The sequence below is a fragment of the Pseudoduganella ginsengisoli genome (genome assembly GCF_009720865.1).
Classification (GTDB): Bacteria; Pseudomonadota; Gammaproteobacteria; order Burkholderiales; family Burkholderiaceae_D; genus Rugamonas; species Rugamonas ginsengisoli.
Genome location: NZ_WNLA01000003.1, coordinates 218758 through 241804 on the forward strand (window position 1 = coordinate 218758; position 23047 = coordinate 241804).

A 23047-nucleotide genomic window follows, 5' to 3' on the forward strand; every position below is an offset into this window, starting at 1 on the left:
GCGATGGAATTCCTCATTGAATTGCTGCTTGAATTCCTGATCCAATTCTTTGGCGAAGTGCTGTTCGAACTTGGCCTGCGTTCCATCGCCGCGCCATTCCGCAAGGATGCCAGCCCGTGGCTGGCCGCCATAGGCTATGCATTCTTTGGCCTGGTCGTGGGCGGCATCAGCCTGTGGCTGTTCCCGGACCACATGGTGGCCAACATCAAACTGCGCCTGGTTAATCTCGGCGTGACGCCCATCGCCAGCGGCTTGTGCATGTCGCTGCTGGGTTCCTGGCGCGCGAAACGGGGACAGGATTTGATCCGCATCGACCGTTTTTCTTATGGTTACCTGTTCGCACTGTGCCTGGGGCTGGTGCGGTTTTACTGGGCTGCATAACGATGCGTATCCGGCCAGCTGTTGAATCCGACCTGCCCGCAATGCGGGAGATTTTTAATGCCATTGCCGCGGCGGGTGATGCATTGCCGTTTTCTTCCGCGATGGCGCCAGAAACCTTTTACAGCCACTGGTTTGGCGCGCACCGCGCTTACGTCGCGGAGGATGGCGCGGGCATCATAGGCATGTACAAGGTGGGTGCGAATTATCCGGACCGGGGTTCCCATATCGGCAGCGCCACTTATCTGGTCGCCCCTGCGGCACAAGGCAAGGGCGTAGGCCGCGCATTAGTCACGCACAGCATTGCGCAAGCGCTTGAAGATGGTTTTCTGGCCATGCAATTCAATTACGTAGTCAGCACCAATGCTGCCGCTGTCACACTGTATGAAAAACTGGGCTTCACCATCGCCGGTACGTTGCCGCGCGCCTTCCTGCATGCTGCGTTAGGGCTGGTTGATGCTTACGTGATGTACAAACCATTGCGGTAATTCACCTGGAGGGCACCATGGAACTTGGCAATTTTTCAGTCAGTCTGGCTGTCAAAGACATCGCTGCATCACGTGCGTTTTACGAGAAGCTGGGCTTTACCGTATGGGGTGGCGACCAGTCCAAAAACTGGCTGATCCTTAAAAACGGCAGTACCGTTATTGGCTTGTTCCAGGGGATGTTTGAGCGGAATATCCTCACCTTCAATCCAGGCTGGGATGGCGATGCAAACAAACTGCCGCAGTTTTCCGATGTCCGCGTATTGCAGCACAGCCTGCGGGCACAAGGCGTGCCGTTGCTCAGTGAAGTGGACGAAACCACGTCGGGACCTGCCAGCTTTATGGTCGAAGATCCGGACGGGAATCAGATTTTGTTTGATCAGCATGTTTAATTGGGGCCCGCACGATGATTAAAGGATCTTGCCTGTGCGGTGCGGTGCACTGGACGTTTGACGGCCAGCCTGATGGCGCCACTGCCTGCAACTGCACGGCATGCCGGCGCTACGGCGTGCTGTGGGCGTACGATTACGAGAACGAAGGCATCAAGGTATCCGGCCCGACCAAGGCATACGTGCGAGGGACCGCACTGGAATTCCATTTTTGCCCCGAATGCGGCTGTGTTGCGTTCTGGCGTGGCTTGCGGCTGGAGGAACTGGGAAGGCGGCGTATTGCCGTCAATCTGAGGCTGGCGGAACCGGAAGCCGTTGCGGCCATTCCTATCGATCATTTCGACGGACTGGATACATTTGACGATTTGCCCCGGGATGGCCGGTGTGTCGCGGATTACTGGTTCTGATGGGCCCCCGGAGGCAATCGGCGAAGCTGAAGCCCCTCCATCAGCAGGCAGAAAAAAACATGCGCCATCAACTTCTCTACATCTTTCCCGTAGCGCTGACACTAGTCTTGCTGCCGATGTCCAGGCTCCATGCGCAACAAAGCCCCCCTTTGCCGGTTAAGACGCCACCTTCAATTGACGTACTGGGAAATGACGTCATGCTTCCACTTCCAGTCGCCGGGGGTTGGCTAGCCTTGCAAAGCCTGCACGGAAAATCCGCTTTGATACCTGCGGTTCCCGACGCGAATACTTTAAGCACCAACAGAACGGATACGCTCGAAATCTCACCAGGAATGTTTTACGGCAGGGGCGTCACCACTGATATAGAGAATCCTGTGATCGTGTTGCGCTCGGCGTTATTCAGTGCCGGTCCAGTGGTACAGGCCGCAATCAAAGGCGCATCGCCACGCCAGGTTCTCAAACTGCATCGGGAAACCTACGTATTCGAGAAGGCATGCAGCAGGCAACATCGAGCAGAATGCAAAGTTTTGCTCCGTCACCGCAGCCGCGTGCAATGTCTCGCGTATGCGACTCTGAGCAACGACGAATTCAGTGCCGATGTTTCATTGGTCTGGGCTGGGGATCTGGACCGGGATGGCAAGCTCGATGTGATTCTTTCCGTCGGCAGCGGGCGTGGTGAAGAGGATTTGGCAGTCTATTTGTCGTCGCTGACAAAGCCGGGCCAACTTGTATTACCGGCAGCCGGTTATTTGCCCAGTGACTGTGAACTGAATAACAGGTAACCCCATTCCCGGCCAAGCTGGACATGGAGCGGACAGGCGGGCAGCGCGATGGCAATGGCAGATGGGGATTGCTATCCTGGCCGAAGACCAATATTGCGCGTTACAACAATTGGGCCAGTTCGACCGTAAAACTTCACGCTGGATTCAAACTCCGTCAACCATCAGGAAACTCGGTGGCGCACTGTTTTGCGATCGCAGCTATGATCACGTCTTCACTTATCACAATGACGCGGAATTCTGCTATGCAGCACGGGGTTTCGCGCACAGCTCAAGGTTTGAAGCCAATGAAGACACATCGCCTGGCAATTGCAGTACTGGCCGCAGCATTCAGCGCTGCTGCCAACGCTACCCCAACCGCCGCCCCAGTGCGCGCGGAAATTGACGCACTGCTCAACAAACTGCAATCGTCCGGATGCCAATTCAACCGCAACGGTTCCTGGTACAGCGGCGCGGAAGCCAAATCGCATTTGCTGCGCAAGCTGGAATACTTTGAAGACAAAGGCTCGGTAAAAAATACTGAACAGTTCATTGAACTGGCCGCATCAAAGAGCAGTTCGTCCGGCAAGCCCTACCAAGTCAAATGCGGCAATGCCGCTGCCATGCCGAGCCAGCAATGGCTGAATGCGGAGCTTAGTGCGATCCGTGGCCGCTGACCGCTACAAGCCCATTCTCCTTATGCGCCCACTGCTTTTTGTCCTGTCGGTTCCGCTTACCTGCGCTGCCTCCTCTCAAGTATTACTATCAGCCGATACAGAATCAAAGCTCGAAGGCGGCATGACACCGCCCAATGAAGTAGTCCAGCTTATCCTTCGCGATGAGCCTGATGACGTGGCGCATGTACGCGAATGTATGGTCGAGAAGGGTTTGAGGAAGAAATATGCTGCGAAACTCTTCACCGCCACATCCCTGCACTTGAACGGCGATGGCATACCTGATTACTTTGTGCGGCCGTCCCTTGAGCCTTATTGCGCGGCATTTTATGGCGCACACTTATTCAGATACTGGTTCGTTGTTGGCCACCGTAACCACGGCAAAATTAGCTATCACATCATATTCAAGAGCGGCAGTGATGAAGCGCGTGTACTTGCCACTATGACGAACGGCTATCACGACCTGGAATTAATGGGTCATACCGCGAGTACCGCGCGCGTCAGCAGCTGGCGCTTCAATGGCAAGGAATACAAACCGTCTCGCTGCATCGACCAAGTCATGGGCGAAAATGGCTGGACCGGTAGCACGCCCTGCCCGGTCGACGAGTGATGACAACAGTGTTAGCGCAGCACACCCAAATCCATCACCACCCCACTCTTCAGCATCGCCACGATCCCCGCCTCAGGCAGCGGCCTGCTGAAGTAATAGCCCTGGATTTCATCGCAGCCCTGAGCGGCCAATAAACGCAGCTGCCCTTCCGCTTCCACGCCTTCCGCAATGGTGCGCAAGCCCAGGCTGTGTGCCAGGCGGATCACAGCGGTCACAATTGAGCGGTCTTCCGCATCATTGACGAGGCCACGCGTAAATGACTGGTCGATCTTCAGCTTATCGACCGGGAATCGCTTCAGGTAACTGAGGTTGGAATAACCGGTTCCGAAATCATCGATCGACATCGCAATACCGATGGCCTTCAAGCGGTGCATCAGGGCGATCGACGCTTCCGGATCTTCCATCGACAAGCTTTCCGTCAATTCGAATTCCACCAGCGACGGCTCCAGCTCGTATTTTGCCAGCACATCCCGCAGCATCGCTTCCAGCCCATGATGCGCAAATTGTGAAGCGGCCACGTTGACAGCGACCGGCACCACCGGTACACCTGTATCCATCCACTTGCGCAGGGTGGCGCACGCTTTTTCCAGCACCCACGTGCCGATCGCCGTGATCAAGTTGCTCTCTTCCGCCACTGGAATGAATTGCATCGGCGGCACCAGCCCAAGCTCCGGTGACTGCCAGCGCAACAGCGCCTCCAGGCCAATCACGCGGCCACTGGCCAGGTCGATTTGCGGCTGGTAGTGCAGCACGAATTCGTCGCGCTGCAATGCCCGCAGCAAGCCTTGCTCCAGCGTGACCCTGGCATCGAGCCGGTACTGCATTTCCTGCGTAAAGAACTGGAAGCCATTACGGCCCGCTTCCTTCGCGCGGTACATGGCAATGTCTGCCTGGCGCAGCAGGTTCTCCGCTTGCGAACCATCGTCCGGGAACAGTGACAAGCCCATACTGCCCGTGATCACATGCTCCTGGCCCGCCAGCATCACTGGCTTGGCCAGGCTGGTACCGATACGCTCGGCAATCATGCCTGGCGTCGTATCGCCCAACGGGTTGTCCAGCAAGATCACGAATTCGTCGCCCCCCAGACGCGCCACCGTATCGAATTCGCGCACGCAAGTGCGCAGGGTATCTGCCACCATGCGTAATAACTCGTCGCCGACCGCATGGCCCAGTGTATCGTTGACTTGCTTGAATTTATCGAGGTCGATGAAAATCACGGCCAGCCGGTCGCCACGCCGGTCGGCGCGTTTGATGGCATGCGCCAAGCGGTCCAGGAACAGTGCGCGGTTCGGCAATCCCGTCAACTGGTCATGCGTTGCCTGGTGCTCGATCGCCTTTTCATGCAGGCGCCGCTCCGTCACGTCGTGCGCCACGCTCATCACGGCATTGGCATTGTTGAACCAGATGTGGCTGGCAAAAAATTCCACTTCCACCTGTCCGCCATCGATGCGCATGACGCGCAGCGGCTTGCGGGGCACCAGCTGGGCCATCGCTATGTCGCTATACGTCCCCGCTTCGGCCTGCTCAAGACAATCGGCCGCGATGCGCTGCATGGCTTCCGTACCCAGCAACTGGTCAGGCACGTGTGCGCCGAACAAGTGCAGCGCCGCCGGGTTCATGAAGATGATTTTTCCATCCGCATGAATCCAGATCGCATCGGGTATCAGTTCCACCAGGGTGCGGTAGCGCGCTTCACTCTCCTCGATATGCGTGTTCAGCTGGCGCAGGTTCTGGTTAATGTCGTACAGTTCCCGGCTCTTTTTCTCAAGCAGGGTTTCCGCTTCCTTGCGCGCAGCCCGCTCGCGCAACAGGCTGCGCGACGCGACGGTCGGCGCCGCCGCTTGCGGCGCCATGGGAAAGCCGGGGGCCGCTCCCGCAAGCGGGGCGCCGGAGGGTGCACCGCCTGTGTCGTACTGGGTCATGCCGGCTCGATTTGCAAGTGGAAACGGGTACGGTGCAGATTGCCTTCTTTTGCAAGATCCGTGCGGGTGACCTGGATCGGTTCTTTGTAATGGGCAATGCAGCCGTCGATCAGCCCGGCAGCGAGATCGGCAAAGCCGCGCGGCGAACTGTACAGAAGTTCCAGTTCATTCGGCGATAGCCGCGAGCAAGGCAAGGACGGCAGCTCCGCATCCGGATACAGCTTGCGCACTTCAACGTGAATCACGTCATCAATGCGGCTGAGGAAGTCAAACACGCCATGCGCATCCTGGAACAGCATCGGATACGACTCGGAAAAGCGCTGGAACAAGTGCTGGCCAAACAAGTGGATCAAAGCGGGAATCGGCATGCCAGTGGCATTGGACAGCGCCATCACGAGGCGCACCAGTTCCGCATGGTCATACGTGCCGACTGACGTGTACGCGCCGTCATTCGGCAATTCCGCTTCGGTAATGATACGGTCCAACATGTCCAGGCCCATACGGGACTCGACCAATTCCATAAATTCGGTAAATACTACGCCCTTCATGGCAGCCTCTCCCCAGAGTTGGATAGTGCCAGTATAACGTTGCAGTGGACAAACGTCAGTTCGCCGCGCTAGCGTGCTCATCAGTACTGCTGGTCCAGTTGCGCAACAACCCCAACGCCACTGCCAGCAAAGTTGGCCCAATAAACAAGCCGACAAACCCGAACGCCAGCACCCCGCCCATCACACCAAGCAACACCAGCAAAAACGGCAAGCTGCTGCCCCGGCTGATCAGCATGGGTTTGACGACGTTATCCACGCCACTGATGAGGAACACGCCCCAGATCACCATGAATATTGCCCATCCCGTGCCGCCATGGTTAAACAGCCAGATCGCCGCGCCGCCCCAGATCAGCGGCGGGCCGATGGGGATCAGTGAAAACAGGAACGTGGCCACCGCCAGCAGCGCCACGCCGGGCACGCCCGCAATCATGAAGCCCACGGCAGCCACGGCCGCTTGCGCCAGCGCTGTTCCCAGCAAGCCATACATGACGCCGCGCACCGTGCGGCTGACGGTATCGGCCACGTCATCCGCATGTTCGCCCATGATCTTGACCATACCTGTACGCAACGCCGCCAACAAGGTCAAGCCATCGCGGTACAGGAAAAAACAGACAAATGCGGCCAGGCTGACTTGCGCCACGCCGCGGCCTAGCAGCATGCCGCCGCCCAGCAACACTTTGCGGGCCGGTTCGATATAACGCTTGGCCAGCGCCACCATTTCTTCGCGGCTGCCGATCAGCTTGCGCAGGTAAGCATCAGTCTGCTCGCCCACCATCGGGATTTCCTTCAGCCAGGCCGGCGGTTCCAGCGTGCCGTTAGCCAGCGCATCGCGCACGTGTTCGACCACTTCTGTCGCATGGTCCGCGATATTCCATGTCACCAGGGTCAGCGGCAGAATAATCACCAGTACCAGCGAGCATGTCATGATGGCGGCCGCTAACGTTTTACGCTGCCTGCACCGGTGCAGCAGCATCAAGAATAATGGCCAGGAAGAAATCGTGATGGCGGCGGCAAACAGGATGGCCGCCAAAAACGGGTACAGCACAGCCAGGCAGCCAATCACCAAAAAGATGACAGCAGCCAGGCGGGTGTAGGGTTGGAAACGCTTTTCCAAAGGATGGTCTCCCAGGTTATCTGAGAGACTAGCTTATCAGGAAAGCAGCAACTTCAAATCGTGCACGATGGCTGCGGGATCTTGCTTGTCGCGCACGTACAGGCGGATCTTGCCGTTTTTATCGAACACAAACGTGGCGGCCGTGTGTTCAATCGTGTAAGAGTCGGCAGTCTTGCCCGGCACTTTGTTATAGATAACCTTGAATTCCTTGGCTGCCGCTGCCGTTTGCTCCGGCGTGCCGCGCAGGCCGACAAAGCGTTTATCAAAACCCGGCACATATTGCGCCAGCAATTCCTGCGTATCGCGTTCCGGGTCCAGCGTCACGAACAGCACTTGCACCTGGTCCGCCTGCGGGCCCAGTTCTTTCATGACGTTGGCCATGTTGAACAACGTGGTCGGGCACACTTCCGGGCACTGGGTAAAGCCAAAGAACACGGCAATGACTTTGCCTTTATACGTGTCCAAGGTCACCGGCTTGCCTGTGTGATCGGTCAGCGACAGCTTTTCCGCATAGCTCAAGCCCGTCAAGTCCGTATTCTGGAATTGCAGTTTGCCCGGGCTCTTGTCACAGGCCGCCAGCGACAACGCCAGTGCAGCGGAAACACCCAGGGCGGCAAGCAGTTTTTTCATTGTTTAGAACTTGATGTAATGGTCCACCAGCAGCGCGGCGAACAGCAGGGACAAATAAATAATCGACCACGCGAAGGCTCTACGCGCCACGATATCGCTGTAATGGCGGTGGATGCGCCAGCCGTGCCACAGGAAGACGGCATTGAGCACCACGGCGCTGGCCAGGTAAATCAAGCCGCTCATCTTGACGGCAAAGGGCAGCAACGTGGTGGCGGCCAGCGCAATCGAATACAGCCAGACATTCAAGCCCGTGAATTGCATGCCGTGCGTGACCGGCAGCATCGGCAAGCCGGATTTCGCGTAATCGTCGCGGCGGTACATGGCCAGCGCCCAGAAATGCGGCGGCGTCCACACAAAGATAATCATCACCAGCAGCCACGCCTGCATCGGCACTTCATTGGCCACTGCCGCCCAGCCCAGTGCCGGCGGCATGGCGCCGGACAAGCCGCCAATGACGATATTTTGCGGCGTCGCCGGTTTCAAAATCATCGTGTAAATCACGGCATAGCCAACGAAAGTGACGAACGTCAGCCACATGGTCAGCGGATTGACCAGCGCATACAAAATCCACATGCCGGCGCCGCCAATCACGGCAGAGAACACCATGGTTTCCATCGGCGAAATTTCACCTTGCGCCATCGGACGGCGGGCGGTACGGGCCATGCGCGCATCGATTTCACGCTCGACCAGGCAATTGACGGCGAACGCCGCACCGGCCAGCAGCCAGATGCCGACCGTGGCGGCGATCACCACATACCAGTCCGGCAGCGATTCGCTGGCCAGGAACATGCCGATCACCGCGCAAAAGACCGCCAGTTGCGTGACGCGGGGTTTGGTTAGCGCCAGATACTGGGAAATGCGGGACATGCGTTGGCTCGGTTTTTGCAAAATAGTCTGGGTCGTCATTGCTGGTGCCTGGAAGGCGCCGCTGCGCGCAACGTGCTGCTTTCGCTGTGCAGGGCTGTATCGGATTGATGCTTAGCCCGGTAGTTTAACATGGTCAGCATTAACACCAGCAGCGCCGCCCCCAGGTTATGCAGTACAGCGATGGCCAGCGGGAAATTCAGATAGATGGTGGCAATGCCCGTTGCCGCCTGCGCACCCAGCACCATGGCGATGCCGCGCGCCAGTTTTGTCATGCCAACAATGTTCCATGCGCGATAAGCGGTATAACCGGCCAATGCCACGACGACCAGCGCGAAATTGCGGTGTACCCAGTGCACGGCGGTCAATGCTTCAAACGGCAAGTAGTGGCCGGCCGCCGTCTTGCCCAGCTCGCGCCACAGGTGGAAACCGTGTTCGAAATCCATTAAAGGCACCCACTGGCCGCCACATTTCGGAAATTCCGTACAGGCCAAGGTAGCGTAGTTAGTACTTACCCACGCACCCAGCGCCAACTGGACCGCGACGACCACACCGGACGCGACCGCCAACCAGCGGATCGCGCGCAGCACGGGCGGTGGCGCGGCGGGACGAATTTTCTTGCCCGTCAACGTGTCGTGCACAATATTTTGGCGGCTGCCAAACCACGTCAGCAACGCCAGCAAGGTCATCCCCAGCAACAGATGGGTGGAAACGATGACGGGCTGCAATTTCAACGTGACCGTCCAGGCGCCGAACGCACCCTGCAGCGCAAACGCAAAGAACAGCACGGTCGGCATGCCCGGCTCGAAACCTGGACGCTTATGTTTGCGCCACTGCACCCATGCAGTCGCCATCATGGCCATCACCAGCATGCCTATGCCCATGGCCAGGTAGCGGTGGATCATTTCCACCCACGCCTTGAAGACCGTTACCGGCCCCGTCGGCTGCAACGCTTCCGCTGCCGCGATTTCCGCATGGGCGAGGAATGGGTTCGCCAAGCCATAGCAGCCGGGCCAGTCCGGGCAACCCAGGCCGGAATCCGTCAACCGCGTAAATGCGCCAAACACGATCAAATCAAACGTCAAAAATACGCAAGTCCACGCCAGTTTGCGGTATTTGTTTTCGTCCGACGACATCCACACCATGGCGGCAGGCAGCAACGCCACCAGCAAACCTGTGATGAGCATTTCCGCAAAAGAAGTCACATGCATGGTAGTTCCTCAACCTGTCCTTAGCCGATGGCCGACGCTTTCAACACCTTGGCCAAGTCTTTTTTTACCTTGGACGGATCCGCGTCTTTCGGGAAACGCATCATCAAATTGCCCAGCGGGTCGATCAGGTAAATGTGGTCCGATGCCTGGCCGCCCTGCTCCACCGGCAGCCACTTTGCTACCGCGTCTTGCGGCGCACGCAGCATGCGGGTGCCGTCATTCACGCGCAGCAGCACGGTTTCCAGCGGATTGTTATCCGTGATCAGCCACACCCGTTCGATGCGGTCCGCTTCCTTGCCCTGCATGGTGCGCAACTGGCGCATGGCAAACAACTGGTCCTGGCACGCCTGCGGGCAATCGGACGGGCCGACTTTCAGCATAATCCACTTGCCTTTGTAATCTTCCAGCCTGGCGGCTTTGCCATCAAGCAAGGTACTGGCCATGGCAGGAATCGGGTAAGTGCGGGGATCGATCAGCGCGCCATAATTGGTGCGCCCTTCCGGCTTGATCACGTAATACGTGAAATACGATGCAATCATCGGGGCCGCACATACGGCCAGCACCGCCAGTAATTTCCAGCGGCCTGTTGAGCGCTGGACGTCGGTATTAACTTGTTGCTTTTCCACGTTTGAATCCTGTTACGACAAAAAAAAGTACCGCCATCAAAGCCAGGCCATACCACTGAAACGCATAGCCCTTGTGTTTATCCACGCCCATAGCCGGCGCTGGCCAGTCATGCACGATGCCCGAATCGTCCGGCCCGGCAGGCGCCGATTGCTCGACAATAAACGGTTGCATGCGCAAGCCGCTGGCTGCCGCCATTTCCTGCACGGTGGCATTTTGCACGATAGCCTGGCGCTGCAGCGGCGGTGGCGTACCCAGCTGCATGACCTGCCCCGGTCCCAGCCGCGCCACGCCTTCCACGGTCACCGTGCCGGATGGCGTACGGTAATCCGGCAACTGGTTGCGGTCCGCCGAGTTACGGGGCAGCCAGCCGCGCGCCACCAGCACGTGCATGTCCGTGCCTGCAATTTTAAACGGCATCAGCAAATAAAAACCTGCCCGGCCCTGATACGGGCGATTATCGAGATAAATCGGCCAGCCCGGGATAAATTCCCCCGTCATGCGCACGCGGCGGAATTCCACCAGCGATGCCGATATCGGTTGCGCGCCGATTTCCAGCGGCGCGCCCGTGCGGCCTGCCTGCAAGCGCAATTCCTGCGCCATTTTGTATTCGGCACGGCGGTCTTGCCACTGGCCCAGGGCAATACCCAGCGCCGCCACCAATACTGTGGCAATAAAGGGAACCAGCTTAAAGCGGAAGGCCAATCGCATTACAATGCAACCTTACTTTTTACTGATATGTGGATGCCCGGCCCAAAGGCCCTGCACCCATCTTTTCTGATCTTTATGAAAATCCTTGTCGCCATTGCGTTCATCCTGATCCTGGCCAGCCTGGGCTCCGCCTTTTATCACATGATGCGCCAGAAAAATAAAGCCGATCCGCGCATGGCCCGTTCGTTGGCAATGCGCGTGGGCTTTTCCATCCTGCTGTTCCTGTGCATCCTGGCCGCGAATTACCTCGGCTATATTCATCCAACCGGTATCCGCTAAAAAAACAAGGCCAGGTCATTGACCTGGCCTTGTTAATTAATCGGTACTGTTACAGCCAGTACACAACAACGTACAGGCCCAGCCACACAACGTCAACAAAGTGCCAGTACCAGGCAGCGCCTTCGAATGCGAAGTGGTGCTCTGGCGTGAAGTGGCCCTTCATCAAACGGAACAGCACCACAGCCAGCATGATCGCGCCCATGGTCACGTGGAAGCCGTGGAAGCCGGTCAGCATGAAGAACGTGGAACCATAGATACCGGACGTCAGCTTCAGGTTCAGTTCGTGGTAAGCGTGGATGTACTCATAAGCCTGGAAGCCCATGAACACGGCGCCCAGCAAGATGGTGGCAGCCAGCCATACGATGGTCTTGGCGCGCTGGCCGGCAACCAGTGCATGGTGGGCGATGGTCAGCGTCAGGCCCGACGTCAGCAGCAGCGCGGTATTGATGGTCGGGATCGGGAATGGGCCCATCGGCGTGTACGGCTCAATCGTGCCGGCCGGGCTGTTGCCCCAGTGCGCGATAAAGTCAGGCCAGATGAATTTGTGGTCCAGGTCGCCCAGCCATGGCAACGTGATGGTGCGCGCATAGAACAGTGCGCCGAAGAACGCGCCAAAGAACATTACTTCCGAGAAGATGAACCAGCCCATCGACCAGCGGTACGAGTGGTCAATCCGCTTGCTATATAAGCCGCCTTCGGATTCCTTGATGGCGTCGCCAAACCAGAAATACAGCACCAGCAGCGTGCACGCGATACCAATGAAGTTGACCGCCTGGCCCCACGAAGCGTCGTTGACCCACGCGGAAGCGCCGATCATCGTGATGAGCAGCGAAAGGCCGCCCAGCATTGGCCACCTGGAAGGACCAGGCACAAAGTAGTACGGTGCCGCGTTATGAGAACTCATCTCGTTATCTCCTCAATGTTTACTTAGCTACAGCAAATTTCACTATTGTTATCAGCAGCGCGATAAATCCGGCAACTCCCAGCAGTGCAGCGATCACCACATACGCCAGGTTCAGTTTCACTTCATCCTGGTCGAAATCGCTTTTCCTGCGCAGGCCGAAAAACGACCACAGCACCGCTTTCAGCGAATACAAAAACGATGCCTGCTTAGGTTTGTCCGTCATCGCGAAGCCGTCTTGTCTTTCAATCCGTCGATTTCAAAGAAGGTGTACGACAGCGTGATGGTTTTCACATCTTTCGGCAGTGCGGGGTCGATATAAAACACCACCGGCATTTGCCGCGCTTCATTCGCCTTCAAGGTCTGCTGTTTAAAGCAGAAGCAATCGACTTTCTTAAAATACGGCGCCACCTGGTTGGGCGCATAGCTAGGAATCGCTTGCGCATTGACCGTATGTGGCTGGACATTCACTACTTCATACACCACCGTCGCCAGCTCGCCCGGATGCACTTGCAGCGAGCGCTGCGTGGAGCGGAAGCGCCACGGGCCATGCGCATTGCTGTCCAGTTCCACCGTGATGGTGCGGCTGGTATCGACTTGCGTATTGCCCGGCAATGCAACGGTGCCGTCTTTTTGCGTGATGTTGTTAATGCCCAGTACTTCGCAAATATGCTTGTAGACCGGAATCAGCAGGTATCCAAAGCCGAACATCATCACAGCGATGACGACCAGCTTGCCCAGCATGCGGCGGTTATCGTTCACGGGCTTATCCCAGCCAGGTGCGCTTGACAAACACGGAGATGAAAAACACCAGGGCAATCGAACCCAGCGTCAATGCCAGTTTCAAATTGCTGTTTTGCTTCTTTGGATCGGACATGCTGCTTCTCCCTCTACGCCGGCGGGGTCTCCGCCGGCAACGTATTACTTAACGACTGGCGGTTCTTCGAAGGTGTGGAACGGCGCCGGCGATGGCACGGTCCACTCCAGCCCTTCAGCGCCTTCCCATGGCTTGTCAGCCGCAGGCTTGCCGCCACGGATGCTTGGCAGCACCACGAACAGCAGGAAGTACACCTGGCACAGGCCGAAACCGAAGGCGCCAATGGTGGCAATCGAGTTGAAGTCCGTGAACTGCGCTGGGTAGTCAGCGTAGCGGCGCGGCATACCCGCCAGGCCCAGGAAGTGCATCGGGAAGAAGGTCACGTTGAAGGTGATCAGCGAAGCCCAGAAGTGGAACTTGCCGCGGCCTTCGTTGTACATGAAGCCAGTCCACTTCGGACCCCAGTAGTAGAAGCCCGCGAACAGCGCGAACAGCGAACCTGCCACCAGCACGTAGTGGAAGTGCGCCACCACGTAGTACGTATCTTGCAGCTGGATGTCGATCGGAGTCACAGCCAGGATCAGGCCGGTGAAGCCGCCCATCGTGAACACGAAGATGAAGCCCACGGCGAACAGCATCGGGGTTTCAAAGGTCATCGAACCTTTCCACATCGTGGCGATCCAGTTGAACACTTTCACGCCGGTCGGGATAGCGATCAGCATGGTGGCGTACATGAAGAACAGCTGCGACGTCACTGGCATACCGGTGGTGAACATGTGGTGCGCCCACACGATGAACGACAGGATCGCGATCGACGCCGTTGCGTATACCATCGAAGCGTAGCCGAACAGTGGCTTGCGTGCGAAGGCTGGGATGATCTGCGACACGATACCGAATGCCGGCAGAATCATGATGTACACCTCTGGGTGGCCGAAGAACCAGAAGATGTGCTGGTACATCACCGGATCGCCGCCACCGGCAGCGTTAAAGAACGACGTGCCGAAGTGGCGGTCGGTCAGGGTCATGGTGATCGCGCCGGCCAGAACTGGCATCACGGCGATCAGCAGGTAAGCGGTAATCAGCCAGGTCCAGCAGAACATCGGCATCTTCATCAGGGTCATGCCAGGGGCGCGCATGTTCAGGATGGTGACGATGATGTTGATGGAACCCATGATCGACGATGCACCCATGATGTGCATGGCGAAAATACCCATGTCCATGCCAGGGCCCATCTGGGTCGACAGCGGTGCGTACAGCGTCCAGCCGGCCGCAGTCGCGCCGCCAGGAACGAAGAACGAACCGGCCAGCAGCAGCGCCGCAGGCGGCAGCAGCCAGAACGAGAAGTTGTTCATACGGGCAAACGCCATATCGGACGCGCCCACTTGCAGCGGGATCATCCAGTTAGCGAAGCCAACGAATGCTGGCATGATCGCGCCGAACACCATGACGAGGCCGTGCATGGTGGTCAGCTGGTTGAAGAATTCAGGCTGGAAGAATTGCAGGCCAGGCTGGAACAGTTCGGTACGGATCATCAGCGCCAGCACGCCGCCGGACAGCAGCATGATGAACGAGAACCACAGGTACAGGGTACCGATGTCCTTGTGGTTGGTGGCAAACAGCCAGCGCTGCAAGCCGTGTGGATGGTCGTGCGCATGGTCGTGGCCGTGCGCGTGATCGTGTGCGTGATCGACAGTGCTCATAATGTGCAACTCCTAATTACTTACGTGCAGCCAGGACTTCGGCTGGTTGAACGATGTTTTCAGCAGCCTTGTTCGACCAGCTGTTGCGGGTGTACGTAATGACCGCAGCGATATCGGTATCCGACAGGGCATTCCATGGTGGCATGGCGCTTGGGAACTTGCCGCTCTTCTGGCCATGCAGCAGCACGTTGATCTGGTCAGCTTTCGGGCCGTTCACGACTGGCGAGCCATCCAGCGATGCGAATGCGCCTGGTACGCCTTTACCGGTAGCCTGGTGGCAAGCCACGCAGTTGGTGGTGTAGACTTTTTCGCCTTTGGTTTTCAGTTCGTCCAGGGTCCAGACCTTGTTCGGATCATCAGCCAGCGCAGCCATTTCTTTTTTCTTCTTGTCGACCCACGCGGTGTACTCTTCCGCCGTCACGACGCGCACGACGATCGGCATGAATGCGTGCTCTTTACCGCACAGTTCCACGCAGTTGCCGCGATAGACGCCGGTATGTTCGGCCTTGAACCATGCATCGCGCACGAAGCCCGGGATCGCATCCTGTTTGACGGCAAAGGCCGGGATGGTCCACGAGTGGATCACATCGTTAGCGGTGGTCACGACACGGATCTTGCGGTTCACCGGCACGACCACTTCGTTATCCACTTCGATCAGGTAGGTATCGGAACGCTTTTCCGTTGGCGCAACGCCTGGCGAACCCACTTGCGAACGCGGCGTGGCGATATTCGAGATGAAGTTGATGCCTTCGCCTTCGCCCTTCAGGTAGTCGTAACCCCATTTCCACTGCATGCCGGTGGCTTTAATTGTGATGTCGGCATTCGACGTGTCTTTCATGGCGACCACGGTACGGGTTGCCGGCAGCGCCATGCCGATCACGATCAGGAATGGCACCACGGTCCAGGCGATCTCAACTGCGGTGGATTCGTGGAAGGTGGCTGGCTTGTGGCCCAGCGATTTACGGTGTTTGAAGATGGAGTAGAACATCACGCCGAACACAGCGATAAAGATCGCCAGGCAGATGTACATCATCAAGTTGTGCAGGTCGTAGACCTCATGCGCGATCTTCGTTGCCGGCGGCTGCAAGTTCAGCTGGTGAACGACCGGACCACCCGTACCACCGGTGGCTTTCGAGTATTCAGTTACTGCCGCCGCCGTGTCCGCCGCCCATGCAGGGACAGAAGCGGCCGCAACCGACAGCGCGAGCATCAACGATTGAAATCGCTTTGCATATATCATATTTTCCCCAACCACCCAAGAAATAAAAATATTTTTAAAGGCAGCCGTTCGATGTTCTGAATAGCCGCCGAGCGCTACAACACCTAAAACCTTTTTACCGTGCCCGAAAACGGGGCAAAAAGATGGCAAAATTAGTCAAGGATTATAGTCAACATCCTCTGAGCGCATCAAGAAGATTATCCATTACGCAAGAGCAAAGCCGACAGCTTTGGCGATATTTGCCACATATGGATAACCATATTCTGCGTATGTCTTGAGTGGTATCGGCGTTATTTGCTGGGTTTTCTCGGCAGATCGAAACGGACAATGGATTCGCCCGTGCTGGTGGTGCGCGGCGCCGGACGGAAAGCATGTCCATACAACACTTCAAACGTCAGGCCCAGCTTGCCATCGGCGCGGCGCTGGCGTTCCAGGGCTGCAAGCAAGCGCTGGTGCGCCGCGCGGCTCAATACGCCCTGGCGGCGCGTAGCCAACGGATTGCCGCCCCATGCGCGCACGTCAGCCAATAACGCTTGCGGCGTATCGTACGTGACCGTGATTTTTTCCATATCCAGCACCGGCGTGGAAAAGCCCGCCTCCACCAATTGGTCACCAAAATCATGCATGTCAACAAAAGGTAATGCATGTTGCGCTAAATCCACTTCAGCAAACGCATTGCGCACTTCCGAGAACGTATCCGGGCCAAAGCACGAAAACATTAATAAACCTTCAATCCGCAACACGCGGCGCCATTCAGCAAACACGCGGTCCGGTTGCGGGTGCCAGTGCAGCGCCAGGTTCGACCACACCAGGTCAATGCTGTGCAATGGCAGCGGCAATTCCGCGAAATCGCCGCACAGCAAGTCCACGCCGGTTTTGCCTGGCAACAGTTTGCTGAGCAACTGGTTCAAGCCTTTGGCTGCCGGGCCCTTGGCGGCGCGCGCCATGGCTTCGGCCGCGTCGATGCCGACAATATGCGCGGCGCCGTACATTTTTTGCAATATTGCCAAATCCGCGCCCGGGCCGCAGCCCGCGTCGAGCACGCGGCGGGGGATCATTTTCACCAGCGCCAGCCGGTCTTGCATGCGGGATGCGATTTCCCGGCGCAGGAAATCCGATGGCGCGATACGCTCAGGGTGGGCAAATAGCGTCCGGACGCGCTCGATATCGATGGGTGCGCTGAGTTTTGGCGGCTTGGAGGGTGCTTGCATGGTCTTGACTGCTTGGGATGAGATAATGGCGGCAGTTTACATGGTTGGCGGGGTTTGCGATGCAGACCGGTTCACCTGACGGTACCGGCCATGGCGCCGGATGGGGCTGGACAGGCAAACTGGGTCGGGCTGCGCTGCCGCTGCGCCGGGTGCTGGCGCGCGCTGGAACGTGGCTGTTGCCGGGCGAATGTGCGCTGTGTGGAGGCATCGCCGGCGGCGCCGTGGTCTGCGCGGCTTGCCACCACCACTATATAGAAGGGTGGCTGGCCCGGTGCCTGCGCTGCCGCCAATGCGCGAACCCGCTGCCGCCCGGCGCCACCGGGCTATGCGGCTATTGTTTGCGGACGATGCCCGCGTTTGATGCGACGGTCGCAGCGGCCGCTTATGCATTGCCGCTGGACCGGCTCGTGCTGCAACTGAAATTTGGCGGCAGGCTGGCGCTGGCGCGGCTGTTTGGCGATGCACTTGCCGGCGCGGCGCTGGATGCCCCCGGCTTTATCCAGCCCGACGTGTTGTGCCCCGTGCCGTTGGGCCCGCGCAGGCTGGTGGAACGCGGTTATAACCAGGCGCTGGAAATGGCCCGGCCGCTGGCGCGCCGCCTGGCGATACCGCTGCAAGCGCAACTGGTCATCCGCGTGAAGGAAACCGCGGCACTGAGCCGGACTGCCACGCCGGCGGAACGGCGCGCCTATATCAAAGGCGCATTTGCCGCGCCGCAGCGCGCCTGGATAGATGGCCGCCATATCGGACTGGTGGACGATGTGATGACCAGCGGCGCGACCATGAACGAATTGGCGGCGCTATTGAAGCGGTACGGGGCAACACGCGTTACTTGCCTCGTGTTTGCGCGGACACCGCCGCACGATGAATAAAGTTTTAAATAATCGGTTAAAGGAGAAGTAAAGTGTTTCATGTAGTCCTGGTCAAGCCGGAAATCCCTCCCAATACGGGCAACGTGATCCGCCTGTGCGCCAACACGGGGGCACAGCTGCATTTGATCGAGCCGCTGGGGTTCGAGCTCGATGACAGCAAATTAAAGCGCGCCGGCCTGGATTACCACGAATATGCAGCCATGAAGGTGCACAAGGACTGGGCGGCATTCATGGCCGCCGTGCAGCCCGATCCCGCCCGCCTGTTTGCCATGACGACGCACGGCTCATCGCCATTCGCCAACCAGCAGTTCCGTCCCGGCGACGTCTTTGTATTTGGATCGGAAACCAAAGGCCTGGATCCGGAATTCCGCAACAGCTTCCCCCCGTCGCAGCGCATCCGCCTGCCAATGCGCCCGGACAACCGCAGCCTGAACTTGTCCAATACGGTGGCGGTCGTGGTGTTTGAAGCGTGGCGCCAAAACGGCTATCAGGGCGGCGCCTGACGGTTTCCCAACCGTGTGGACGCGCTCCCGTTTGCTGTCGTATAACGGTGAAAACCGACGGGAGGCGCCATGTTTGATATGGAATTACCCTGGTGGGAATATATACTGCGGGCCGCCATCATTTATGGCGCGCTGCTGGTCATGGTGCGCGTGGCCGGCAAGCGGACGGTCGGCCAGTTTACGCCGTTTGATTTACTGGTGGTCATGCTGCTCAGCGAAGCCGTGTCCAATTCACTGTCCGGCGGCGATAAATCCGTGCCGGGCGGCTTGCTGTTGGCGGGCACGCTGATCGCACTGAATATCGCCATTGCGCACCTGACTGCTTATAACCGCAAGGCAGCCAGCCTGATCGAAGGCACCGCTGTGCTGATCGGACGAAACGGCACGGTTTTTACTGACATTGCCCGCAAAAACCGCGTATCGGACGCCGATGTCGAACAGGCGCTGCGGGAAGAAGATTGCGATTTACAGGAAATGCAATGCATGTTCCTGGAATCGGACGGCAAAATCACCGTCCTCAGAAAGTCTTAATTGCCGTACATGCGTACTTTTGCCAGCAGCTTCGTGGTGGAACGGTCATGTTCGAAATCGATGGCTACGGCCTTGCCGCCATAGGCCAGCACGGCCTGGCCTTCTGGAATCGCCGTCATATCGTAATCGCCGCCCTTCGCGTAAATCTCCGGCTGGCATTCCAGCACGGTTTCCAGCGCCGTATCTTCATCAAACGCCACCACCAGGCTGGCCGACTCCAGCGCGGCAATGACGGCCATGCGGTCTTCACAGTGATTCAGTGGCCGGTCGTCGCCCTTGCCGAGGCGTTTGACGGATGCATCCGTGTTGACAGCTACTACCAGCGACGCGCCCAGTGCGCGCGCCTGCGCCAGGTACGTCACGTGGCCGCGGTGCAGGATGTCGAATACGCCATTGGTCAAGACAACAGGCTTGGGCAACGCCGCGACCCGCTCCTTCAACGTGGCGCGGCTGCAGATTTTTTCTTCAAATTCAGGCATGGGTATTATGTTTTAGGGCCGGATGCATCATCTTCCTCCTCTTCTTCCTCCTCGATCTGCATGCTCAAGCCGCCGGCGGCGCTGGAACCGCCACTGTCGCCAGGTTCCTTGCGGTCGCCCCGCAGCTTGATTTGCAGACGCAGGCCGTTGGCGGAATCGGCATTGCGCAGCGCTTCTTCGTAAGAAATGAAGCCCTTATTATAGAGTTCGTACAACGCCTGGTCGAACGTGCACATGCCCAGTTCGCGGGACTTGTGCATGATTTCTTTAATTTGCTGGAAATTCCCCTTCAAGATCATTTCTGAAATCGTCGGCGAATTCAGCAGGATTTCAATGGCGGCCTTGCGCCCTTTGCCATCTTCCGTGCGGATCAGCCGCTGCGACACAATCGCTCGCAAATTCGACGATAAGTCCATCAACAGTTGATTACGCCGCTCTTCCGGGAAGAAGTTGATGATACGGTCCATAGTCTGGTTGGCGTTATTCGCATGCAAAGTCCCCAGGCACAGGTGGCCCGTCTCCGCAAACGCAATCGCGTGTTCCATGGTTTCCGTATCGCGGATTTCGCCGATCAGGATCACGTCCGGCGCCTGGCGCAGCGTGTTTTTCAGCGCGTTATGCCACGACAGCGTATCGACGCCCACTTCCCGGTGCGTAATCAGGCAGCCCTTATTCTTGTGCACATATTCGACGGGGTCTTCCACCGTGATGATGTGGCCCGCCGAATTCGCATTGCGGTAGTCAATCATGGCTGCCAACGTAGTCGACTTGCCGGAGCCTGTGCCGCCCACCACGAGCACCAGCCCGCGCTTGGTCATGATGACTTCCTTGAGCACTTCCGGCAAATCCAGTTTCTGGAAGTTCGGAATTTCCGACGCAATGGTGCGGATCACCATGGCCACGTTTTGTTGCTGAACGAAGACATTGACGCGGAACCGGCACACGTTCGGCAGCGATATCGCGAAGTTGCACTCAAGTTCCGTCTGGAATTCCGTCCGCTGCCGCTCATTCATGATGGCGTACGCCAGCGCCTTCGTGACTTCGCCCGTCAGCCGCTGCTGGCTCAGCGGTTTCATCGAACCCTGCGACTTCATGCTGGGCGGGAAATCCGCTGAAATGAACAGGTCGGACCCGCCGGTCTGATGCATAACCGTCAGCAATTTATGGATGTAAGCCTGGGCTTCTTCGTGACCGAAAGTCGACATGCGCATCACTCCTGTCTGGCTGCGGGTTGGCGAAATCATTATATGCCGCGACATATGCCGTGACTATTTCCTGACGTTACCAAATTTGCTTGCCCTTCAGACCACACCACCATTGCGTGCGCCGATTGCCTGTGTTCAAATAGGTTGCATGACACTGACCGAGCTGAAATACATTGTCGCTGTTGCGCGCGCCAAACACTTCGGACACGCCGCCGAAGCCTGTTATGTCGCCCAGCCAACGTTATCGGTCGCCATCAAAAAGCTCGAAGATGAACTGGGCGTGGTCTTGTTTGAACGGGGCGGCGCGGAAATCTCGGTTACTCCGCTGGGTGCGCAAATCGTGGCCCAGGCGGAACGCGTGCTGGAACAGACTGCCGCCATCAAAGAGCTGGCCAAACAAAACAAGGATCCACTGGCCGGCCCGCTGCGCCTCGGCGTGATTTACACCATCGGACCCTATCTGCTGCCGCCGCTGGTCAAAGCCATGGTCAGCCACGTGCCGCAAATGCCGCTGATCTTGCAGGAAAACTTCACGGTCCGCCTGCTGGAAATGCTGCGCCAGGGCGAACTGGACGCGGCCATCATGGCGCTGCCGCTGCCCGACCACGGCATGGCGCTGCAAGCGCTGTACGATGAACCCTTTGTGGTCGCCATGCCACAAAACCACGCGTGGGCAGCCCGCAAGACTATCCCGGCCGAGGATTTGAAGACAGAAACCATGCTGTTGCTGGGTAATGGCCACTGCTTCCGCGACCAGGTGCTGGAAGTGTGCCCGGAAATGGCCCGCTATGCGGCGCCCGGCAATGGCATGCAGCGCACGTTCGAAGGGTCGTCGCTGGAAACCATCCGCCACATGGTGGCCAGCGGTATCGGCCTGACCGTGCTGCCGCGCGCTTCCGTGCCGGACATGAATGCGCAAGACGGCATGCTGCAATTCCGCCCCTTCTCCGATCCGGAACCGACGCGCCGCGTCGTCATCGTGTGGCGCAAGAGCTTTACGCGCAAAGCCGCCATTGACGCCATTTGCACCGCGGTGGCCCAGTGCAAGCTGCCGGGCGTGACGCCGGTGGCCCATAACGACGCCTGAAACCACGGATCTGCGCCGTACTATAATCGCGGTTTTGCCCTTGACACTATCCGCGATGAACAAGCTGCAGCTGTATTTCCGCCTGATCCGCCTCGACAAACCCATCGGCACCGTGCTGCTGCTGTGGCCGACTTTGAGCGCGCTGTGGCTGGCCAGTCATGGCGTGCCGGACTGGCGCATCTTGCTAATTTTCTGCCTGGGTACTTTCCTCATGCGTTCCGCCGGCTGCGCCGTCAATGATTATGCGGACCAGGACTTCGACCGCCACGTCAAGCGCACAGCCGAGCGCCCGATCACCAGCGGCCGCATCAGCGGCAAGGAAGCGCTGGCCGTGGCCGGCGTGCTGGCCTTCGTGGCCTTCCTGCTGATCCAGCCATTGAATGCGCTGACCAAGCAATTGAGCGTGGCGGCCCTGCTGATTGCCGGCACCTATCCCTACTTCAAGCGCTTCTTCGCCATCCCGCAAGCGTATCTGGGCATTGCCTTTGGCTTCGGCATCCCCATGTCCTATGCGGCTGTACAGGGTACGGTACCGGCGGTCGCGTGGTGGCTGCTGGCCGCCAACGTGTTCTGGGCCGTGGCTTATGACACCGAGTATGCGATGGTGGACCGCGACGATGACTTGAAAATCGGCATCCGCACATCCGCCATCACGTTTGGCCAGTTTGACGTGGCCGCCATCATGCTGTGCTATGCCGTCAACCTCGGCATGCTGCTGGCAGCTGGTGTCCACTACAGCCTGGGCCTGTGGTTCTATGCGGGACTGGCGGTGGCGGCTGGCTGCGCGGGCTATCACTACACGCTGATCCGTGGCCGCGAACGTGCGCCCTGCTTTGCCGCGTTCCGTCACAATAACTGGCTGGGAGCAGCCGTATTTGCGGGCATCGCCCTGGATTTCGCGCTGCGTTAATCACATAG

The 23047-nt window shown here is 58.2% G+C and carries 31 protein-coding genes; 14 read left to right on the forward strand and 17 right to left on the reverse strand.

Going from position 1 to position 23047, the window contains the following annotated elements:
- The first annotated feature begins 3 nt into the window (after positions 1-3).
- The 8 genes from GM668_RS07450 (at position 4) to GM668_RS07485 (ending at position 3701) form a co-directional block, all read left to right on the forward strand.
- On the forward strand, positions 4-381 hold the full coding sequence (locus GM668_RS07450) for a hypothetical protein (protein WP_155438313.1): 378 nt from the start codon (positions 4-6) through the stop codon (positions 379-381).
- A gap of 2 nt (positions 382-383) precedes the next feature.
- Entirely contained in the window at positions 384-866 is a 483-nt protein-coding gene (locus GM668_RS07455) for a GNAT family N-acetyltransferase (protein ID WP_155438314.1), read from the forward strand.
- 17 nt (positions 867-883) lie between these two features.
- Positions 884-1255, forward strand: coding sequence for a VOC family protein (locus GM668_RS07460; RefSeq protein ID WP_155438315.1), 372 nt, complete (start codon positions 884-886; stop codon positions 1253-1255).
- 14 nt (positions 1256-1269) lie between these two features.
- On the forward strand, positions 1270-1659 hold the full coding sequence (locus GM668_RS07465) for a GFA family protein (RefSeq protein WP_155438316.1): 390 nt from the start codon (positions 1270-1272) through the stop codon (positions 1657-1659).
- A gap of 59 nt (positions 1660-1718) precedes the next feature.
- The gene (locus GM668_RS07470) at positions 1719-2441 is read left to right on the forward strand and encodes a hypothetical protein (RefSeq protein ID WP_155438317.1); all 723 of its coding nucleotides are present in this window, start codon (positions 1719-1721) and stop codon (positions 2439-2441) included.
- 61 nt (positions 2442-2502) lie between these two features.
- Positions 2503-2823, forward strand: a complete 321-nt coding sequence (locus GM668_RS07475; RefSeq protein ID WP_155438318.1) for a DUF4256 domain-containing protein — start codon at positions 2503-2505, stop codon at positions 2821-2823.
- Complete coding sequence (locus GM668_RS07480) at positions 2726-3094, forward strand: DUF5329 family protein (protein WP_155438319.1); 369 nt, start codon at positions 2726-2728, stop codon at positions 3092-3094. The genes GM668_RS07475 and GM668_RS07480 overlap by 98 nt, the downstream gene beginning before the upstream one ends.
- Positions 3084-3701 (forward strand): hypothetical protein, encoded by a 618-nt coding sequence (locus tag GM668_RS07485; RefSeq protein WP_155438320.1) that lies wholly within the window; start codon positions 3084-3086, stop codon positions 3699-3701. Before GM668_RS07480 ends, GM668_RS07485 begins: the two co-directional genes overlap by 11 nt.
- 11 nt (positions 3702-3712) lie before the next feature.
- Here GM668_RS07485 and GM668_RS07490 read toward each other — a convergent pair whose 3' ends face one another.
- The 8 genes from GM668_RS07490 to GM668_RS07525 are packed head-to-tail and all read right to left on the reverse strand — an operon-like array spanning position 3713 to position 11325.
- Positions 3713-5623 carry a putative bifunctional diguanylate cyclase/phosphodiesterase gene (locus tag GM668_RS07490; RefSeq protein ID WP_155438321.1) on the reverse strand — a complete coding sequence of 637 codons (1911 nt, stop codon included), beginning with the start codon at positions 5621-5623 and terminating at the stop codon, positions 3713-3715.
- The gene (locus GM668_RS07495; RefSeq protein ID WP_155438322.1) at positions 5620-6171 is read right to left on the reverse strand and encodes a heme NO-binding domain-containing protein; all 552 of its coding nucleotides are present in this window, start codon (positions 6169-6171) and stop codon (positions 5620-5622) included. The genes GM668_RS07490 and GM668_RS07495 overlap by 4 nt, the downstream gene beginning before the upstream one ends.
- A 55-nt stretch (positions 6172-6226) precedes the next feature.
- The gene (locus GM668_RS07500) at positions 6227-7285 is read right to left on the reverse strand and encodes an AI-2E family transporter (RefSeq protein ID WP_155438323.1); all 1059 of its coding nucleotides are present in this window, start codon (positions 7283-7285) and stop codon (positions 6227-6229) included.
- Between the two features lie 36 nt (positions 7286-7321).
- Positions 7322-7915 (reverse strand): SCO family protein, encoded by a 594-nt coding sequence (locus GM668_RS07505; RefSeq protein ID WP_155438324.1) that lies wholly within the window; start codon positions 7913-7915, stop codon positions 7322-7324.
- Positions 7916-7918: 3 nt separating this feature from the next.
- Positions 7919-8821: a heme o synthase gene (cyoE, locus tag GM668_RS07510; RefSeq protein WP_155438325.1), complete on the reverse strand. Its 903-nt coding sequence runs from the start codon at positions 8819-8821 to the stop codon at positions 7919-7921.
- Positions 8818-9990 carry a COX15/CtaA family protein gene (locus tag GM668_RS07515; protein ID WP_170305538.1) on the reverse strand — a complete coding sequence of 391 codons (1173 nt, stop codon included), beginning with the start codon at positions 9988-9990 and terminating at the stop codon, positions 8818-8820. The genes cyoE and GM668_RS07515 overlap by 4 nt, the downstream gene beginning before the upstream one ends.
- Before the next feature lie 20 nt (positions 9991-10010).
- Positions 10011-10616, reverse strand: a complete 606-nt coding sequence (locus GM668_RS07520) for an SCO family protein (RefSeq protein ID WP_371868656.1) — start codon at positions 10614-10616, stop codon at positions 10011-10013.
- Complete coding sequence (locus GM668_RS07525) at positions 10597-11325, reverse strand: SURF1 family protein (protein WP_155438326.1); 729 nt, start codon at positions 11323-11325, stop codon at positions 10597-10599. Before GM668_RS07525 ends, GM668_RS07520 begins: the two co-directional genes overlap by 20 nt.
- A gap of 75 nt (positions 11326-11400) precedes the next feature.
- Here GM668_RS07525 and GM668_RS07530 point away from each other — a divergent pair, with 75 nt between their 5' ends.
- Entirely contained in the window at positions 11401-11604 is a 204-nt protein-coding gene (locus tag GM668_RS07530; RefSeq protein WP_155438327.1) for a twin transmembrane helix small protein, read from the forward strand.
- A 49-nt stretch (positions 11605-11653) separates the two neighbouring features.
- Here GM668_RS07530 and GM668_RS07535 read toward each other — a convergent pair whose 3' ends face one another.
- The 7 genes from GM668_RS07535 to GM668_RS07560 form a co-directional block, all read right to left on the reverse strand.
- The gene (locus GM668_RS07535) at positions 11654-12508 is read right to left on the reverse strand and encodes a cytochrome c oxidase subunit 3 (protein WP_155438328.1); all 855 of its coding nucleotides are present in this window, start codon (positions 12506-12508) and stop codon (positions 11654-11656) included.
- A gap of 19 nt (positions 12509-12527) precedes the next feature.
- Positions 12528-12731 carry a DUF2970 domain-containing protein gene (locus GM668_RS07540; protein WP_155438329.1) on the reverse strand — a complete coding sequence of 68 codons (204 nt, stop codon included), beginning with the start codon at positions 12729-12731 and terminating at the stop codon, positions 12528-12530.
- Entirely contained in the window at positions 12728-13267 is a 540-nt protein-coding gene (locus GM668_RS07545; protein ID WP_371868657.1) for a cytochrome c oxidase assembly protein, read from the reverse strand. The genes GM668_RS07540 and GM668_RS07545 overlap by 4 nt, the downstream gene beginning before the upstream one ends.
- Positions 13268-13271: 4 nt before the next feature.
- Entirely contained in the window at positions 13272-13382 is a 111-nt protein-coding gene (locus GM668_RS30890) for a cytochrome oxidase small assembly protein (protein WP_211923361.1), read from the reverse strand.
- Positions 13383-13426: 44 nt separating this feature from the next.
- The gene (gene ctaD, locus GM668_RS07550; RefSeq protein WP_170305553.1) at positions 13427-15025 is read right to left on the reverse strand and encodes a cytochrome c oxidase subunit I; all 1599 of its coding nucleotides are present in this window, start codon (positions 15023-15025) and stop codon (positions 13427-13429) included.
- Positions 15026-15038: 13 nt separating this feature from the next.
- Positions 15039-16262: a cytochrome c oxidase subunit II gene (coxB, locus tag GM668_RS07555; RefSeq protein ID WP_155438331.1), complete on the reverse strand. Its 1224-nt coding sequence runs from the start codon at positions 16260-16262 to the stop codon at positions 15039-15041.
- A 269-nt stretch (positions 16263-16531) separates the two neighbouring features.
- Positions 16532-17452, reverse strand: a complete 921-nt coding sequence (locus tag GM668_RS07560) for a methyltransferase domain-containing protein (protein WP_155438332.1) — start codon at positions 17450-17452, stop codon at positions 16532-16534.
- 59 nt (positions 17453-17511) lie between these two features.
- Between GM668_RS07560 and GM668_RS07565 the strand changes: the two genes are divergently transcribed.
- From GM668_RS07565 to GM668_RS07575, 3 genes are all read left to right on the forward strand, one after another.
- Positions 17512-18324 (forward strand): ComF family protein, encoded by an 813-nt coding sequence (locus tag GM668_RS07565; protein WP_155438333.1) that lies wholly within the window; start codon positions 17512-17514, stop codon positions 18322-18324.
- A 32-nt stretch (positions 18325-18356) separates the two neighbouring features.
- Positions 18357-18827, forward strand: a complete 471-nt coding sequence (trmL, locus tag GM668_RS07570) for a tRNA (uridine(34)/cytosine(34)/5-carboxymethylaminomethyluridine(34)-2'-O)-methyltransferase TrmL (RefSeq protein WP_170305539.1) — start codon at positions 18357-18359, stop codon at positions 18825-18827.
- 69 nt (positions 18828-18896) lie between these two features.
- Entirely contained in the window at positions 18897-19358 is a 462-nt protein-coding gene (locus GM668_RS07575; protein ID WP_155438334.1) for a DUF421 domain-containing protein, read from the forward strand.
- Here the strand turns inward: GM668_RS07575 and GM668_RS07580 are convergent.
- The gene (locus GM668_RS07580) at positions 19355-19837 is read right to left on the reverse strand and encodes an adenylyltransferase/cytidyltransferase family protein (RefSeq protein WP_155438335.1); all 483 of its coding nucleotides are present in this window, start codon (positions 19835-19837) and stop codon (positions 19355-19357) included. The two genes, GM668_RS07575 and GM668_RS07580, sit on opposite strands and share 4 nt — an antisense overlap.
- A 5-nt stretch (positions 19838-19842) precedes the next feature.
- A complete protein-coding gene (locus GM668_RS07585) occupies positions 19843-21042 on the reverse strand; it encodes a PilT/PilU family type 4a pilus ATPase (RefSeq protein ID WP_155438336.1) in 1200 nt (399 codons plus the stop codon).
- Between the two features lie 148 nt (positions 21043-21190).
- Between GM668_RS07585 and GM668_RS07590 the strand changes: the two genes are divergently transcribed.
- Both GM668_RS07590 and ubiA read left to right on the forward strand, forming a co-directional pair.
- The gene (locus tag GM668_RS07590; RefSeq protein WP_155438337.1) at positions 21191-22129 is read left to right on the forward strand and encodes a hydrogen peroxide-inducible genes activator; all 939 of its coding nucleotides are present in this window, start codon (positions 21191-21193) and stop codon (positions 22127-22129) included.
- Between the two features lie 55 nt (positions 22130-22184).
- Positions 22185-23039, forward strand: a complete 855-nt coding sequence (gene ubiA / locus GM668_RS07595) for a 4-hydroxybenzoate octaprenyltransferase (protein WP_155438338.1) — start codon at positions 22185-22187, stop codon at positions 23037-23039.
- Positions 23040-23047: the final 8 nt, after the last annotated feature.